Raw genomic sequence first — 16,946 nt, 5'->3', positions numbered from 1 at the left:
AACACGAAAATTTTCAATATTGTTTACTGGTTCAACAATATTGAACGCCGGTCACTTAAAAAAGTTAAAAAATCAACACTAAGCATATAATTAATAAAGAAAAAACAAGAAAACACCAACAAAATAGCCAGCATAAAAAAGTGTGACCGTGATAACGGAATAGCCGGAAATGAATACCCATTATGAGTTACTCACTGAGGCGCTCCCAGAGGTTAAAAAGTTATCAACAAATCATTAATAATAAATAAACAAACGATCATGCACGGGCACGCTAAATAAATTTCGTTTTCACACTGGAATTCACTTATGAAAAATGAAAAGAGAAAATCGGGAATTGAACCGAAGGTTTTTTTTCCGCCATTAATAATAGTCGGAATACTTTGTTGGCTAACAGTAAGAGATCTGGACGCGGCTAACGTCGTTATTAATGCGGTATTCAGTTATGTCACCAACGTCTGGGGTTGGGCATTTGAATGGTATATGGTCGTCATGCTCTTCGGCTGGTTCTGGTTGGTCTTTGGCCCGTATTCGAAAAAGAAATTAGGCGACGAAAAACCCGAGTTTAGTACCGCCAGCTGGATTTTTATGATGTTCGCTTCCTGTACATCCGCCGCGGTGCTGTTCTGGGGTTCCATCGAGATCTACTACTACATCTCCACCCCGCCGTTTGCCCTCGCCCCTAACTCCACGGGCGCAAAGGAACTGGGCCTGGCGTACAGCCTGTTCCACTGGGGACCTCTGCCGTGGGCAACCTATAGCTTCCTCTCCGTAGCCTTCGCCTACTTCTTCTTTGTGCGCAAGATGGACGTCATCCGCCCCAGCTCCACGCTGGTGCCGCTGGTGGGCGAAAAGCATGCGAAAGGGCTGTTCGGTACGATCGTCGATAACTTCTACCTGGTGGCGCTGATCTTTGCGATGGGTACCAGCCTCGGTCTGGCGACGCCGCTGGTCACCGAGTGTATGCAATGGCTGTTCGGTATTCCGCATACGCTGCAACTCGACGCCATCATCATTACCTGCTGGATCATATTGAACGCTATTTGCGTGGCCTGTGGCCTGCAAAAGGGAGTCAAAATCGCCAGCGACGTGCGTAGCTACCTGAGCTTCCTGATGCTGGGCTGGGTGTTTATCGTCAGCGGCGCCAGCTTCATCATGAACTACTTCACCGACTCGGTCGGCATGCTGCTGATGTATCTGCCGCGCATGCTGTTCTACACCGATGCCATCGGCAAAGGCGGCTTCCCGCAGGGCTGGACCGTCTTCTACTGGGCGTGGTGGGTCATCTACGCCATCCAGATGAGTATCTTCCTGGCGCGTATTTCTCGCGGTCGTACCGTACGTGAACTGTGCTTCGGGATGGTACTGGGCCTGACTGCTTCGACCTGGATCCTGTGGACTGTCCTTGGCAGCAACACGCTGCTGCTGATGGATAAAAACATTCTCAACATCCCGCAGCTGATTGAACAACACGGCGTGGCGCGCGCCATTATCGAAACCTGGGCAGCTTTACCGCTTAGCACCGCCACCATGTGGGGCTTCTTCATCCTCTGCTTCATTGCCACCGTAACGCTGATTAACGCCTGCTCTTACACCCTGGCGATGTCCACCTGTCGCGAAGTTCGCGACGGCGAAGAACCGCCGCTGTTAGTGCGTATCGGCTGGTCCATTCTGGTCGGCATCATCGGTATCGTTCTGTTGGCGCTGGGCGGGCTGAAGCCGATACAGACCGCGATTATCGCCGGAGGATGTCCGCTGTTCTTCGTCAACATCATGGTGACGCTGTCCTTTATTAAAGACGCCAAAGTGCACTGGAAAGACAAGTAATTCTTATTAACCCAATTGATCAAGAGGCTGAAAGATGGATTTCAACTTAAATGACGAGCAGGAACTGTTTGTCGCTGGTATTCGTGAACTGATGGCCAGTGAGAACTGGGAAGCTTATTTTGCCGAGTGCGATCGCGACAGCGTCTACCCTGAGCGTTTTGTAAAAGCGCTGGCGGATATGGGCATTGATAGCCTGTTGATTCCGGAAGAACACGGTGGACTGGAAGCGGGTTTTGTCACCGTCGCCGCCGTCTGGATGGAGCTCGGACGCCTGGGCGCGCCAACCTATGTGCTGTACCAGTTGCCGGGCGGTTTTAACACGTTCCTGCGTGAAGGGACTCAGGAGCAAATCGATAAAATCATGGCGTTCCAGGGAACGGGTAAGCAGATGTGGAACTCTGCCATCACCGAACCGGGAGCGGGATCGGATGTTGGTAGCCTGAAAACCACTTATACACGTAAAAATGGTAAGGTTTATCTTAATGGCAGTAAGTGCTTTATCACCAGCAGCGCCTATACCCCGTACATCGTGGTGATGGCGAGGGATGGCGCATCGCCGGATAAACCTGTTTACACCGAGTGGTTCGTTGACATGAGCAAAGCGGGTATCAAGGTCAACAAGCTGGAGAAACTCGGTCTGCGCATGGACAGCTGCTGTGAAATCACCTTTGACGACGTTGAACTGGACGAGAAAGACATGTTCGGTCGGGAAGGTAATGGCTTCAACCGCGTGAAAGAAGAGTTTGACCATGAACGCTTCCTCGTCGCGCTGACCAACTACGGTACGGCAATGTGCGCTTTTGAAGATGCGGCGCGCTACGCCAATCAGCGCGTACAGTTTGGCGAAACTATCGGCCGTTTCCAGCTGATTCAGGAGAAGTTCGCGCACATGGCGATCAAACTGAATTCCATGAAAAACATGCTGCTGGAAGCCGCATGGAAAGCGGATAACGGCACCATTACTTCAGGCGACGCGGCAATGTGCAAATACTTCTGCGCCAATGCCGCGTTTGAAGTGGTCGATACCGCCATGCAGGTGTTGGGCGGAGTAGGTATCGCGGGCAACCATCGCATCACGCGCTTCTGGCGCGACCTGCGCGTTGACCGTGTTTCTGGTGGTTCTGACGAAATGCAGATCCTGACGTTGGGTCGTGCGGTACTCAAGCAATACCGCTAGAACGACGCAACCTGTAGGCCTGATAAGACGCTTTAGCGTCGCCATCAGGCAATCAATGCCGGATGGCGGCGCGAGCGCCTTATCCGGCCTACATGGACACCCATAAATGCCAGGAGAAAAATTATGCATCATTTACCCATGCCAGCCTTTGGCCCACTTGCCGGGGTACGCGTCGTTTTTTCAGGGATCGAAATTGCCGGTCCGTTCGCCGGACAAATGTTCGCCGAATGGGGCGCTGAGGTTATCTGGATTGAAAACGTCGCATGGGCAGATACTATCCGCGTACAGCCTAACTATCCGCAGCTCTCACGCCGTAACCTGCACGCCCTGTCGCTGAATATTTTCAAAGATGAAGGCCGGGAAGCGTTTCTGAAGCTCATGGAAACCACCGATATTTTCATTGAAGCCAGTAAAGGCCCGGCCTTTGCCCGCCGCGGTATTACCGATGAAGTGCTGTGGGAACATAACCCGAAGCTGGTTATCGCCCACCTTTCCGGCTTTGGCCAGTATGGTACCGAGGAGTACACCAATCTTCCGGCGTATAACACCATCGCGCAGGCGTTTAGCGGCTATCTGATTCAAAACGGCGACGTTGATCAGCCAATGCCCGCCTTCCCGTACACCGCCGATTACTTCTCCGGGATGACCGCAACGACCGCAGCGCTGGCGGCCCTGCACAAAGTACGCGAAACGGGTAAAGGCGAAAGCATTGATATCGCCATGTACGAAGTAATGCTGCGCATGGGGCAATACTTCATGATGGACTACTTCAACGGCGGCGAAATTTGCCCACGCATGACCAAAGGCAAAGACCCGTATTACGCTGGCTGCGGCCTGTATAAATGCGCCGATGGCTATATCGTCATGGAACTGGTCGGCATCACGCAAATCAACGAGTGCTTCAAGGATATTGGCCTCGCCCACATTCTTGGTACACCAGAAGTCCCGGAAGGTACCCAGCTTATTCATCGCGTGGAATGCCCATACGGCCCGCTCGTGGAAGAGAAACTGGACGCCTGGCTGGCAGCGCACACCATCGCCGAAGTCCAGGCGCGCTTTGCTGAGCTGAACATCGCCTGCGCGAAAGTGCTGACCATTCCGGAACTGGAAGGCAACCCGCAGTACGTTGCCCGTGAATCCATTACTCAGTGGCAGACGATGGACGGTCGCACCTGCAAAGGGCCGAACATCATGCCGAAATTTAAAAACAACCCGGGGAAAATCTGGCGTGGCATGCCATCACACGGCATGGATACCGCCGCCATTCTGAAAAACATCGGTTATAGCGAAGCAGACATAAATGAGCTGGTCGGCAAAGGCCTGGCCAGAGTTGAGGAATAAACGCGACGCGCTGACCCGCTCGTTGGTTGGCGCTCACGCCTGATTTCAGTGGATAAAGCAATATGGATATCGTTGGCGGACAAAACTTACGTCAGATGTGGGACGACCTGGCCGGGGTGTACGGAAATAAAACGGCGTTAATTTTCGAATCCTGCGAAGGAATCGTTCGGCAGTTTAGCTATGCCTCGCTCAATGAAGAGATTAACCGCACGGCAAACCTTTTCCATTCCTTAGGGATCCGCAAGGGCGATAAGGTCGCATTGCATCTGGATAACTGTCCGGAATTCATCTTTTGCTGGTTTGGGCTGGCAAAAATTGGCGCCATTATGGTGCCGATTAATGCCCGCTTACTGGGCGAAGAAAGCGCCTGGATCCTGCAAAACAGCCAGGTGAGCATGCTGGTCACCAGCGCCCAGTTTTATCCTATGTACCGCCAGATACGGCTGGAAAATACCACTCCGCTGAATCATATCTGTCTGATTGGCGAGCAGCTTCCGGTTGACGACGGCGTGAGCCACTTTACCCAACTGCAGGCCAGCCAGTCGACCACGCTGTGCTATACGCCCGCGTTATCCACTGACGATACGGCGGAAATTCTGTTTACCTCAGGCACCACCTCGCGGCCTAAAGGGGTGGTGATTACCCACTACAACCTGCGTTTTGCAGGCTACTACACTTCCTGGCAAATCGCTCTGCGCGATGATGACGTCTATATGACGGTGATGCCCGCTTTTCATATCGACTGCCAGTGTACGGCGGCTATGGCGGCATTCTCCGCAGGCAGCACCTTTGTGCTGTTGGAGAAGTACAGCGCCAGAGCGTTCTGGGATCAGGTGCGTAGATATCAGGCGACGGTCACCGAATGCATTCCGATGATGATCAGAACGCTGATGGTACAACCTGCCGCACCAACCGACAGACAGCATCACCTGCGCGAAGTCATGTTCTATCTCAATTTATCTGCGCAGGAAAAAGACGCCTTTACCGAACGCTTTGGCGTCAGGCTGCTGACCTCCTACGGCATGACTGAAACCATCGTCGGTATTATTGGCGACCGTCCCGGAGACAAGCGGCGCTGGCCCTCTATTGGTCGCGTAGGTTTTAGCTATGAAGCCGAAATCCGTGACGATCACAACCGTCCCCTGCCCGCCGGAGAAATTGGCGAAATCTGCATTAAAGGCGTGCCGGGCAAAACAATCTTCAAAGAGTACTACGCCCAGCCGGAGGCTACCGCCAAAGCGCTGGAACCTGAGGGCTGGTTACATACCGGAGATTCAGGTTACCAGGATGCAGACGGCTTTTTTTATTTCGTCGACAGGCGCTGCAACATGATTAAACGCGGCGGGGAAAATGTCTCCTGCGTCGAACTGGAAAATATTATTTCTGCGCATCCGAAAATTCAGGACATTGTGGTGGTTGGTATTAAAGACTCGATCCGTGATGAAGCCATCAAAGCGTTTATCGTCCTTAATGAAGGTGAAACATTAAGCGAAGCTGAGTTCTTCAGCTTCTGTGAAAACAATATGGCGAAATTCAAGGTTCCCTCTTTTATGGAGATCAGAGCCGACCTGCCGCGTAATTGTTCAGGAAAAATAATCAAAAAAAATCTGAAATAAGCCTTCCGGCCGGAATTCCTCCTGCCGGGAAACCTATTTATCTGGAGATGAACTATGAGTGAATCATTACATCTGACCCGTAACGGCTCGATCCTGGAAATTACCCTCGACCGGCCTAAAGCCAATGCCATCGACGCGAAAACCAGCTTTGCCATGGGGGAAGCTTTTCTTAATTTTCGTGACGACCCGGAATTACGCGTAGCGATTATCACCGGCGGTGGTGAGAAATTCTTTTCTGCAGGCTGGGATTTAAAAGCGGCGGCTGAAGGTGAAGCGCCGGATGCCGATTTTGGCCCAGGCGGCTTCGCCGGTTTAACCGAAATTTTCGACCTCGATAAACCAGTCATCGCCGCGGTAAACGGTTATGCGTTTGGCGGTGGTTTTGAGCTGGCGCTGGCGGCGGATTTTATCGTCTGTGCGGAAAACGCCAGCTTCGCGCTGCCGGAAGCCAAGCTCGGGATCGTGCCTGACAGCGGCGGCGTACTGCGTCTGCCTAAACTGTTGCCACCGGCTATTGTCAACGAAATGGTGATGACCGGCAGGCGAATGAGCGCCGAAGAAGCGCTGCGTTGGGGTATCGTCAACCGCGTTGTCAGCCAGAGCGAACTGATGGATAGCGCACGCGAACTGGCGCAGCAGCTGGTAAATAGCGCCCCGCTCGCTATTGCCGCACTGAAAGAGATTTACCGTGCGACCAGCGAAATGCCGGTGGAAGAAGGCTACCGTTACATCCGCAGCGGCGTGCTAAAGCACTATCCGTCGGTGCTGCACTCGGAAGATGCGCTCGAAGGACCGCAGGCGTTTGCCGAAAAACGCGATCCGGTATGGAAAGGTCGTTAATGTGCCAATGCCGGATAGCGCTTCGCTTATCCGGCCATAAAACCGAGATAAAACGATGAGCTACTACGCCTTTGAGGGTTTGATTCCGGTGGTACATCCGGATGCTTTTGTCCATCCCAGCGCCGTGCTGATTGGCGATGTCATTGTGGGGGCTGGAGTTTATATTGGTCCGCACGCGTCATTGCGCGGAGACTATGGACGCTTGATCCTGGAGGCAGGCGCTAATCTGCAGGATGGCTGCATCATGCATGGCTACTGCGACACAGATACCGTCGTGCATGAAAATGGACACATCGGCCATGGCGCGATCCTGCACGGTTGCGTGGTGGGCAGAGATGCGCTGATCGGTATGAACAGCGTCATTATGGACGGCGCGGTGATTGGCGAAGAGAGCATTGTCGCCGCCATGAGCTTTGTCAAAGCCGGATTTCAGGGGGAGGCAAGGCAGATGCTGGTTGGCTCACCGGTTCGCGTTCTACGCGAAGTCACGGACCAGGAACTTCACTGGAAACGGCTGAACACGAAAGAGTATCAGGACCTTGCTATCCGCTGCCAGACAGGCCTACACGAAACGCAGCCTTTAACGCGGGTCGAAAAAAACCGGCCGCGCCTGAAAGGCACGACGGACGTGAAACCAAAATCAGCACAATAATTGATGCCGGATGCGCTCACGCTTATCCGGCCTGTGAGTCAATCACCGTTTATGCCGCCATCAGGCAAACTGACAATTAGCGACGCATACTCTTGGAGAGCATCATCTGCCATTTCTGCTCACGGTTGAGCTCTGTTGGAGGAACCGCTGACAGGCGCGGCGTTTTCGCCATGCTCACCTTTTTTTCCTGCAAATTGTGATTCAATCGTCTGTAGAGGTGAGAATCAATACTGATGACTTTCACCAGACGCTGGCACTGGCAACCACGGCCCGCAATCTGATTAGGGATCATCTTAACTTCACAAACAATTTCTCCCACTTCCGACAGAATATAAGAGAGCGTATTAATTGCTTTGCAGTGTTCAATATCAAAATGGCGGGAAATTTCCTTTGCGGTGATCCAACGATCCTCAGCCATCATCCAGTCAGCGATTAACAAATAAAGCGGTCTTTCAACATATTTTTCACACATAAGCACACCATTTCACAAATTAAAAATCTGGCTACGGCCTGTCCAAATTAATAAAAACTAAGCCATATTAAAATTGTGGATATAAAAGATAGTATGCGACTTGAATGTTGATTAGTGTGAGCAACATCGTGCTTATTACATTGAAAATGTGGTTATGAAAGCGCATTTGGCCAGGAATGACCTTACACGAGATTAAAAAAGGGTTTCTTTACAGAAACCCTTTCAAAATTATATTGCTGGTCCGGTTAACGCAATTATCACCGGACCCTTTTTTTATGCCTTTTTGATCTGCGCGTGCATTTCCTGAACCGAGGTCACCTTCTCGGTAGCGTCAGCATTTAGCGCCATCGCCGTCGCGAAACCACCGTTCAGGGTAGTGTCATAATGCACCTTATACTGCAGTGCGCTACGGCGAATCAGCTTGGAGTCTTCAATCGCCTGACGACCTTCGGTGGTGTTGATGATGTAAGTATATTCGCCATTCTTGATACGGTCCTGAATGTGCGGACGGCCTTCATGCACCTTGTTCACCAGACGTGGATTGATACCCGCTTCGCCCAGCACAATCGCGGTCCCGTGCGTCGCATCAAGTTCGAAGCCAAACTTCAGCAGCTTCGCCGCCAGGTCAACCACGCGCTCTTTATCGCCTTCGCGAACGGAGAGCAGCGCACGACCCTGCTTTTTCATGGTGGAGCTACTGCCCAGTTGTGCCTTGGCGAACGCTTCCGCGAAGGTGCGGCCCACGCCCATCACTTCCCCGGTAGAGCGCATTTCTGGCCCTAACAGCGGGTCAACGCCTGGGAATTTGTTGAACGGCAGCACCACTTCTTTCACCGAGTAGTAAGGCGGGATAACTTCTTTAGTTACGCCCTGCTGTGCCAGCGTTTTCCCGGCCATCACGCGCGCCGCGACTTTTGCCAGCGGTACGCCAGTTGCCTTGGAGACGAACGGAACGGTACGCGCCGCACGCGGGTTCACTTCAATCAGATAAACTTCGTTATTCTTCACGGCAAACTGGACGTTCATCAGACCGCGAACCTGCAGCTCGAAGGCCAGTTTCTGCACCTGCTGGCGCATCACATCCTGAATTTCCTGGCTCAGGGTGTACGCTGGCAGAGAACATGCGGAGTCGCCAGAGTGCACGCCCGCCTGTTCGATGTGCTCCATGATGCCGCCAATCAGCACCATTTCGCCGTCGCAGATAGCATCCACGTCCACTTCAACCGCATCATCAAGGAAACGGTCCAGCAGCACCGGCGCATCGTTAGAAACGCTGACCGCAGTCTGGAAGTAGCGACGCAGGTCGGCTTCGTCGTAGACGATTTCCATCGCGCGGCCGCCAAGTACGTAGGACGGGCGCACCACCAACGGGTAACCAATCTCTTTCGCCTTCTCAACGGCCATCTCAATGGCGGTTACGGTAGCGTTCGCCGGTTGTTTCAGCTTCAAACGGTCAACCGCCTGCTGGAAACGCTCGCGGTCTTCCGCGCGGTCGATGGCATCTGGGCTGGTGCCGATAACCGGTACGCCCGCCGCTTCCAGCGCGCGCGCCAGCTTCAGCGGGGTCTGGCCGCCGTATTGCACGATGACGCCTTTTGGCTTCTCGATGCGCACGATTTCCAGTACGTCTTCAAGCGTGACCGGCTCGAAGTACAGGCGGTCAGAGGTGTCGTAATCGGTAGAAACCGTTTCCGGGTTACAGTTGACCATAATGGTCTCGTAACCGTCTTCACGCAGCGCCAGCGAGGCGTGTACGCAGCAGTAATCGAACTCAATACCCTGGCCGATACGGTTTGGACCACCGCCCAGTACCATAATCTTGTCGCGGTCGACGGACGGATTCGCTTCACACTCATCTTCATAAGTGGAGTACATGTAGGCGGTATCGGTGGCAAATTCTGCCGCACAGGTATCCACACGCTTGTAGACCGGGTGCAGATTAAATTGGTCACGCAGCTTGCGGATTTCCGCTTCGCGTACGCCGGCCAGTTTCGCCAGACGCGCATCAGCGAAGCCTTTACGCTTCAGTACGCGCAGGAAGTCAGCGTCGAGGCCGTTGATGCCAAGGTCGGTGACTTTTTCTTCCAGACGCACCAGCTCTTCAATCTGCACCAGGAACCAGCGGTCGATGTTGGTCAGGTTGAACACGCCATCGATGGACAGGCCCGCACGGAAGGCATCGGCGATGTACCAGATACGCTCAGCGCCCGCGTCTTTCAGCTCGCGGCGGATTTTGGTCAATGCTTCCGGATCGTCGAGGCTTACTTTCGGGTCGAAGCCGGTCGCGCCCACTTCCAGACCGCGCAGGGCTTTCTGCAGCGATTCCTGCTGGGTGCGGCCAATCGCCATCACTTCACCGACAGATTTCATCTGCGTGGTCAGACGGTCGTTAGCGCCAACGAATTTCTCGAAGTTGAAGCGTGGAATTTTGGTCACAACGTAGTCGATGGACGGCTCAAATGAAGCCGGAGTACGGCCGCCGGTGATGTCGTTCATCAGTTCGTCGAGGGTATAGCCCACCGCCAGCTTGGCGGCGACTTTCGCAATCGGGAAACCGGTGGCTTTAGATGCCAGCGCAGAAGAACGGGATACACGCGGGTTCATCTCGATGACAATCAGGCGGCCGTTTTTCGGGTTTACCGCAAACTGGACGTTAGAACCGCCGGTTTCCACGCCGATTTCACGCAGTACCGCCATCGAGGCGTTACGCATGATTTGATATTCTTTGTCGGTCAGCGTCTGGGCAGGTGCTACGGTGATGGAGTCACCGGTATGGATACCCATTGCGTCAAAGTTTTCGATGGAGCAGACGATGATGCAGTTGTCGTTTTTATCACGCACCACTTCCATCTCGTACTCTTTCCAGCCAATCAGCGATTCATCAATCAGCAGCTCGTTGGTTGGGGAAAGATCCAGACCACGTTCGCAGATTTCTTCGAACTCTTCGCGGTTGTAGGCGATACCGCCGCCGGTGCCGCCCATGGTGAAGCTAGGGCGGATAATGCACGGGAAGCCAACGTCAGCGGCAACCGCCAGCGCTTCTTCCATGGTGTGGGCGATGCCTGAACGCGCGGTATCAAGACCAATTTTTTTCATCGCGATGTCGAAGCGACGACGGTCTTCCGCTTTATCAATGGCATCTGCCGTCGCGCCAATCATGGTCACGCCGAACTCAGCCAGTACGCCCTGACGTTCCAGTTCCAGCGCGCAGTTTAGCGCCGTCTGACCGCCCATGGTTGGCAGCACCGCGTCCGGGCGCTCTTTTTCGATGATTTTACGCACCACTTCCCAGTGAATCGGCTCGATGTAGGTGGCATCGGCCATTTCCGGGTCGGTCATGATGGTTGCCGGGTTGGAGTTCACCAGAATAACGCGGTAACCCTCTTCACGCAGCGCTTTACACGCCTGCGCGCCGGAGTAGTCAAACTCACACGCCTGACCGATAACAATCGGACCCGCGCCGAGGATCAGGATGCTTTTTATGTCTGTACGTTTTGGCATTGTCTTCTCAGCTCCTGATTATTTAGCGGTCTTACGGTATTGCTCTACAAGTTCGATGAAGTGATCGAACAGCGGTGCGGCATCGTGCGGGCCAGGGCTCGCTTCAGGGTGACCCTGGAAGCTGAACGCCGGTTTGTCGGTACGATGAATCCCCTGCAGGGTGCCGTCGAACAGTGACTTATGGGTCACGCGCAGGTTGGCAGGCATGGAAGCCTCATCGACCGCAAAACCGTGGTTCTGCGCGGTGATCATCACGGTGTTGTTATCAATATCTTTTACCGGATGGTTGCCGCCGTGGTGGCCAAACTTCATCTTAATGGTCTTCGCACCGCTCGCCAGCGCCAGCAGCTGATGGCCGAGGCAGATGCCAAATACCGGAATATCGGTTTCGAGGAATTTCTGAATCGCGGTAATCGCGTAGTCGCACGGCGCCGGGTCGCCAGGGCCGTTGGACAGGAAAATGCCGTCTGGATTCATCGCCAGCACGTCTTCTGCGGAGGTCTTCGCCGGAACCACCGTCAGGCGGCAGCCGCGGTCCGCTAACATACGCAGAATGTTACGTTTGGCGCCGAAATCGTAAGCCACAACGTGGAACGGCAGTTCATCGGCGGATTTAGCTTCCGGCAGGTCACCGGCCAGCGTCCAGCTCCCCTGCGTCCAGCTATAAGGCTCCGCGGTGGTCACTTCTTTCGCCAGATCCATACCGTTCAGACCCGGGAAGGCTTTCGCTTTTTCCAGTGCCAGCGCCGCATCCGGGTTATCGCCCGCGATGATGCAGCCGTTTTGTGCGCCCTTTTCACGCAGCAAACGCGTCAGCTTACGGGTATCGATATCGGCAATCGCCACAATGTTATGGCGTTTGAGGTAAGAAGAGAGGTCTTCAGTATCGCGGAAGTTGCTGGCAATCAGCGGCAGGTCGCGGATGACCAGGCCTTGCGCATGTACCTGAGAAGATTCTGCATCGGCTTCGTTGGTGCCGACATTACCGATATGAGGATAAGTAAGAGTGACGATTTGGCGGGAATAGGAAGGATCAGTGAGGATTTCTTGATAACCGGTCATTGAAGTATTGAAAACGACTTCCCCAACCGCCGAACCTGTTGCCCCTATGGCCCGACCGTGAAACTGGGTTCCGTCTTCCAGAACCAATAGCGCTGACTTAATCAAAACACCCTCCAGAGAATATTCACTCACTTTATTTGCATATTAATTCATTAACACCTCATGAATCAATGCAAATTTGCTTACCTATGGATTTCTGGCAAACGGCGGCATTCTAGAGATAGCCCACGTAAAAGTCTACCCAAAAGGGCATTTTTTATTATTATTTTACGCCACTGGGATAAATCACACGATTTAACAGGCAAAAAGATCAGCTAACTCGGGGTGGAAAACGCTTGCGGCAGGCAAAGAGTGTAAAAACATGAAGTATGATAGAAAAAAGTGGACCATTTGGTCAAAATTTACATTGAGATAACAGAATAACTCAACAAAACACAGACAAATGCCAGATTAAAAGAAAAAATACACTTAAAAGCAAAAAAATAAAAGGGCAATAAAATATTGCCCTATGTAATCAAATAATTATGATTACAATAACCACATCACGAAGGGTAATAAAAGCTATAAATTGCGTAAATCAAGCACATCTTTCATATCAAAAAGACCATTTGACTTTGATTTCAGCCAAATCGCCGATCGCACTGCGCCATTGGCAAAGGTCATACGGCTGGACGCTTTATGCGTGATCTCAATACGCTCGCCAATATCGGCAAACATCGCGGTATGCTCACCGACGATATCCCCCGCCCGCACTGTGGCAAAACCGATCGTGCCCGGTACGCGCTCACCGGTGTAACCTTCACGCGAATAGACCGCGCACTCTTTTAAATCTTTATCCAGCGCCCCGGCAATCGCCTCGCCCATCGCCAGCGCAGTGCCTGACGGCGCATCCACTTTATGGCGGTGGTGGGCTTCAATAATCTCAATATCGGTGTAATCACCCATCACTTTCGCCGCCTTCTCCAGCAGCTTAAGCATGACATTGACGCCAACGCTAAAGTTCGCGGCGAAAACGATAGCAATCTCCTGCGCGGCATCGCGAATAGCCTGTTTACCTGCGTCATCAAAGCCGGTGGTGCCAATCACCATCCCTTTACCGTGCTGGCGGCAAAACGCCAGATGCGCCAGCGTGCCTTCCGGGCGGGTAAAATCGATGCAAACATCGAAATCATCTTTCACCGCTTCAAGGCTACTTTGTACGGTAACGCCCGTTTTCCCGGCTCCCGCTAACTCTCCAGCATCGCTTCCCAGTAAGGAAGATCCTTCGCGCTCCAGCGCCGCGCCGAGCTGTACGCCATCCATGCCGAGAGTGGCCTGAATCAACTGACGCCCCATGCGTCCTCCGGCTCCCGCGATGGCAACGCGGATTTGTGCATCATGCATAGCTATTCTCTTTTGTTAATTTTACGTAAATCGTTTTCAGATTAACCAGCGCAACGCTGCGCCGCCAGCCGAAAACGTCGATAATTAGAATTTAATGATAAACAGGCAGAGATATCAGTAAAAGGCATGACGATCAGCTAAAACCACATGATTCTCTGACCACCAGCGCAGGCGGCAGAATAATACGTTTCGGTGGTTCGTCATTTCCCTGAATGCGACTGTAAAGTAGCTCTCCAGCCTTGCGACCTATCTCTTTTGCCGCCACCGACACGGTGGTGAGCGCAGGTTGTACCAGCGCCGCTTCGGTGATGTCATCGAACCCCACCAGCGCAAAATCGCGTCCTGGTTCACGCCCCATCTTACGCAATGCCTGCATGACCCCAAGCGCCACGATATCCTGATAGCAAACGGCGGCGGTAATTTGCGGGAAACGCAGAAGAAGAGACTCCGCCACTTTTGCGCCGTCAATTTGGCTGGCCTGCGTCGCCACAATCCATTGCGGATTCGGCGATATTCCATGCTCCAGCAATGTGCTGGTGAATCCGCCGATACGCTGCGCCCGGCTGCCGGAACTTGGGCTTCCGCCAATAAACGCAATATTCTTGTGCCCCATTTTGACTAAATGGGTGGTCGCCATTTGCGTACCGAGAAAGTTATCGGTGCCCACAAAATCAAAATCAGGATCGCTAAGGGGACGGACCACCATGATGGCGGGAATATTGCGCCTTTTCAGCGCTTCAAAGAAGGATGTCGGCGTTTCGCGCGCCGCACAGAGCACCATGCCGCAGGCATTATTGCGCATCAACGAATCAACAAATTTTTGCTGCCGCTCTCCTGACTCTTCGCTGTTTGCCAGAAACAACAGCAGGTCATGCCGTTCCATCTCGTGGCTTAGCCCTGCCGTCATCTCACCGTAAAAAGGGTTAGTGATATCGTGTAACAACAATCCGACCTGATTACTGCTCCGGTTACGCAGGTTGGCGGCAGTTTGGTTATAAACGTACCCAGCATCATCCAGCGCTTTGAGCACCCGGTCACGCGTGCCCTGAGAAATGCGCCCCCGGTTACGCAACACCATTGAAACGGTTGCCGTGGAGACTCCCGCGCGTTCAGCTACCTGCGCCAACGTGACTGTTGTCATGACTTCTCCTGATTTATTACGAAGGTTAATCGAATAACCGAAATCTTGTCTTTTTACCTGTGATTCACATCACGCTAACGCGTATTTCACCGCACTGGATTCTGATTATGGCGGGTTAATCGCGTTAACCACACTATGAAAACAAGGTTAATCGATTAATCTTAAATAAGCCAACACGGAGAAAGAAAATGCGTACAACCTATAATAAATACCCTGAGGTTAACGTTCAGGGCTATGACAACCACGCCTGGCAGGGTTGGTCGTCAATCCATTCTGTGCTTAACACCAGGGTTTCTGGCGCAGCCAAAACCGTATTGATCGTGGATTGCTATCCGGGCGTGCGGCTTGACGAGCTGGAGCAACAGCTTATCAGGACGTTTGATACCGCTCTGGTACTGAATATTGAATCCGCTCGTCGCGATGAGCAGGCCCTGCATGATTTACTGGCACGTAACCTGACCGACGATCGCGTATTCGGCGTGCTTTCCTGTCATCACCTGGATGAATTTTTTGATAGCGACAAACTCAGCCAGCTCCGCCAACAGATTGATGCCGTTAGTGAAGGACTGGTCGTGGTATACGGCTCTGGCGCTGCATTGGCGCACCCGGGTGACGTGCTGGTTTATGCTGACCTTCCGCGCTGGGAAATTCAGCAACGCATGCGCCATAACGGGCTGGGTAACTGGGGGGCAGAAAACCAGGATGAAGATATTCTTCGTCGTTACAAACGTGCTTTTTTCATTGAATGGCGGGTCTTCGACAAACACAAAACGCCGTTACTCAAACGCGCCGATTATTTGCTCGATACCACGGTAGAAAATAGTCCTGCGATGGTCAGCGGCGACGCGCTACGCGCCGGTCTGCAACAAACCACCCAACAACCGTTTCGCGTTGCCCCTTTCTTTGACCCCGGCGTCTGGGGCGGGCAATGGATGAAACAACGCTTCGATCTCGATCCCTCAGCCCCCAATTACGCGTGGTGTTTTGATTGCGTGCCCGAGGAAAACAGCCTATTACTGCGTTTTGGCAACGTGCGGATCGAGATCCCCTCTCAGGATCTGGTGCTGACCTGTCCCCGCCCCCTGTTAGGCGAAAAAGTCCATGCGCGCTTTGGCGCGGAATTCCCTATCCGTTTTGACTTTCTTGACACCATTGGCGGTCAGAATTTGAGCTTTCAGGTTCATCCGCTCACCGAATACATTCAGCAGCAGTTTGGCATGCACTATACCCAGGATGAGAGCTATTACATTCTCGAAGCCGAGCCGGACGCCGTGGTGTATCTCGGCACCAAAACCGGGATCGCGCCGCAGGATATGCTCGACGATCTGCGTGCCGCGGGTCGTGGTGAAAAAACGTTTGATGATGAACGATTCGTGAATCAGATCCCTGCGCATAAACACGATCACTTCCTGATCCCCGCCGGAACCGTTCACTGTTCGGGAGCAGGCACCATGGTGCTGGAGATCAGCGCAACGCCGTATATTTTCACTTTCAAACTGTGGGACTGGGGTCGCTTAGGGTTAGACGGCTTACCGCGCCCGGTACATCTGGATCACGGTCAGCAGGTTATTGACTGGCAGCGTGACACGCAATGGGTACACGACAACCTGGTCAACCGTATTGAACCCCTCGCTGAAGGAGAAGGTTGGCGAGAAGAAAGAACCGGAATGCACGAACGCGAATTTATCGAAACGCGCCGCCACTGGTTTACGGCACCGGTCACTCACCATACCCATGGCGGCGTAAACGTCCTGAACCTGGTCGAAGGCGCGCAGGCCGTTGTCGAAAGCCCGAGCGGCGCGTTTGCCCCGTTTGTCGTCAACTATGCAGAGACCTTTATCATCCCAGCCGCCGTTGGAGAGTATCGCATTTCGCCGTTTGGCAAAGGCATCGGACAACAGCTAGCCACGATTAAGGCCTGGGTCAGAGGATAAGCG

Annotated in this window: 12 protein-coding genes; 7 read left to right on the top strand and 5 right to left on the bottom strand. The window is 53.1% G+C overall.

All coding sequences use genetic code 11. The annotated features are described in order from the left end of the window. Nucleotides 1–306: 306 nt before the first annotated feature. From caiT to caiE, 6 genes are all read left to right on the top strand, one after another. The gene (caiT, locus tag OGW16_RS07300; RefSeq protein ID WP_043018390.1) at nucleotides 307–1,824 is read left to right on the top strand and encodes an L-carnitine/gamma-butyrobetaine antiporter; all 1,518 of its coding nucleotides are present in this window, start codon (nucleotides 307–309) and stop codon (nucleotides 1,822–1,824) included. A gap of 34 nt (nucleotides 1,825–1,858) precedes the next feature. Beyond that, nucleotides 1,859–3,001, top strand: coding sequence for a crotonobetainyl-CoA dehydrogenase (gene caiA, locus OGW16_RS07295; protein ID WP_003018898.1), 1,143 nt, complete (start codon nucleotides 1,859–1,861; stop codon nucleotides 2,999–3,001). Between the two features lie 123 nt (nucleotides 3,002–3,124). Next, nucleotides 3,125–4,342, top strand: coding sequence for an L-carnitine CoA-transferase (gene caiB, locus OGW16_RS07290; RefSeq protein WP_047406283.1), 1,218 nt, complete (start codon nucleotides 3,125–3,127; stop codon nucleotides 4,340–4,342). 62 nt (nucleotides 4,343–4,404) lie between these two features. Continuing rightward, nucleotides 4,405–5,958, top strand: a complete 1,554-nt coding sequence (caiC, locus tag OGW16_RS07285) for a crotonobetaine/carnitine-CoA ligase (protein ID WP_075145221.1) — start codon at nucleotides 4,405–4,407, stop codon at nucleotides 5,956–5,958. Nucleotides 5,959–6,012: 54 nt separating this feature from the next. Next, on the top strand, nucleotides 6,013–6,798 hold the full coding sequence (gene caiD / locus OGW16_RS07280) for a crotonobetainyl-CoA hydratase (protein ID WP_043018387.1): 786 nt from the start codon (nucleotides 6,013–6,015) through the stop codon (nucleotides 6,796–6,798). 55 nt (nucleotides 6,799–6,853) lie between these two features. Then, the gene (caiE, locus tag OGW16_RS07275; protein ID WP_286518200.1) at nucleotides 6,854–7,450 is read left to right on the top strand and encodes a carnitine operon protein CaiE; all 597 of its coding nucleotides are present in this window, start codon (nucleotides 6,854–6,856) and stop codon (nucleotides 7,448–7,450) included. A gap of 76 nt (nucleotides 7,451–7,526) precedes the next feature. Here the strand turns inward: caiE and caiF are convergent, their stop codons facing one another. From caiF to OGW16_RS07250, 5 genes are all read right to left on the bottom strand, one after another. Beyond that, nucleotides 7,527–7,922: a carnitine metabolism transcriptional regulator CaiF gene (gene caiF, locus OGW16_RS07270; protein ID WP_043018385.1), complete on the bottom strand. Its 396-nt coding sequence runs from the start codon at nucleotides 7,920–7,922 to the stop codon at nucleotides 7,527–7,529. Nucleotides 7,923–8,195: 273 nt separating this feature from the next. Further along, nucleotides 8,196–11,423: a carbamoyl-phosphate synthase large subunit gene (carB, locus tag OGW16_RS07265; protein WP_047406289.1), complete on the bottom strand. Its 3,228-nt coding sequence runs from the start codon at nucleotides 11,421–11,423 to the stop codon at nucleotides 8,196–8,198. Between the two features lie 18 nt (nucleotides 11,424–11,441). Beyond that, nucleotides 11,442–12,590 carry a glutamine-hydrolyzing carbamoyl-phosphate synthase small subunit gene (gene carA / locus OGW16_RS07260; RefSeq protein ID WP_043018383.1) on the bottom strand — a complete coding sequence of 383 codons (1,149 nt, stop codon included), beginning with the start codon at nucleotides 12,588–12,590 and terminating at the stop codon, nucleotides 11,442–11,444. 456 nt (nucleotides 12,591–13,046) lie between these two features. Beyond that, nucleotides 13,047–13,868 carry a 4-hydroxy-tetrahydrodipicolinate reductase gene (gene dapB / locus OGW16_RS07255; protein ID WP_200008005.1) on the bottom strand — a complete coding sequence of 274 codons (822 nt, stop codon included), beginning with the start codon at nucleotides 13,866–13,868 and terminating at the stop codon, nucleotides 13,047–13,049. Nucleotides 13,869–14,001: 133 nt separating this feature from the next. Then, entirely contained in the window at nucleotides 14,002–15,009 is a 1,008-nt protein-coding gene (locus tag OGW16_RS07250; RefSeq protein ID WP_047406294.1) for a LacI family DNA-binding transcriptional regulator, read from the bottom strand. A 188-nt stretch (nucleotides 15,010–15,197) separates the two neighbouring features. Here OGW16_RS07250 and OGW16_RS07245 point away from each other — a divergent pair, with 188 nt between their 5' ends. After that, nucleotides 15,198–16,943, top strand: coding sequence for a class I mannose-6-phosphate isomerase (locus OGW16_RS07245; protein WP_043018380.1), 1,746 nt, complete (start codon nucleotides 15,198–15,200; stop codon nucleotides 16,941–16,943). Nucleotides 16,944–16,946 lie beyond the last annotated feature (3 nt).

The sequence above is a fragment of the Citrobacter sp. Ce104 genome (genome assembly GCF_030334595.1).
Classification (GTDB): Bacteria; Pseudomonadota; Gammaproteobacteria; order Enterobacterales; family Enterobacteriaceae; genus Citrobacter; species Citrobacter europaeus.
Note: the sequence above shows the minus strand (reverse complement) of the source record. Positions and strands in the feature narration are given on the sequence as shown.

What these genes read in the sequence shown, in the direction of transcription:
- caiT (WP_043018390.1), top strand. Translation starts at nt 307, where the DNA reads ATGAAAAATGAAAAGAGAAAATCGGGAATTGAACCGAAGGTTTTTTTT.
- caiA (WP_003018898.1), top strand. Translation starts at nt 1,859, where the DNA reads ATGGATTTCAACTTAAATGACGAGCAGGAACTGTTTGTCGCTGGTATT.
- caiB (WP_047406283.1), top strand. Translation starts at nt 3,125, where the DNA reads ATGCATCATTTACCCATGCCAGCCTTTGGCCCACTTGCCGGGGTACGC.
- caiC (WP_075145221.1), top strand. Translation starts at nt 4,405, where the DNA reads ATGGATATCGTTGGCGGACAAAACTTACGTCAGATGTGGGACGACCTG.
- caiD (WP_043018387.1), top strand. Translation starts at nt 6,013, where the DNA reads ATGAGTGAATCATTACATCTGACCCGTAACGGCTCGATCCTGGAAATT.
- caiE (WP_286518200.1), top strand. Translation starts at nt 6,854, where the DNA reads ATGAGCTACTACGCCTTTGAGGGTTTGATTCCGGTGGTACATCCGGAT.
- caiF (WP_043018385.1), bottom strand. Translation starts at nt 7,922, where the DNA reads ATGTGTGAAAAATATGTTGAAAGACCGCTTTATTTGTTAATCGCTGAC.
- carB (WP_047406289.1), bottom strand. Translation starts at nt 11,423, where the DNA reads ATGCCAAAACGTACAGACATAAAAAGCATCCTGATCCTCGGCGCGGGT.
- dapB (WP_200008005.1), bottom strand. Translation starts at nt 13,868, where the DNA reads ATGCATGATGCACAAATCCGCGTTGCCATCGCGGGAGCCGGAGGACGC.
- OGW16_RS07250 (WP_047406294.1), bottom strand. Translation starts at nt 15,009, where the DNA reads ATGACAACAGTCACGTTGGCGCAGGTAGCTGAACGCGCGGGAGTCTCC.
- OGW16_RS07245 (WP_043018380.1), top strand. Translation starts at nt 15,198, where the DNA reads ATGCGTACAACCTATAATAAATACCCTGAGGTTAACGTTCAGGGCTAT.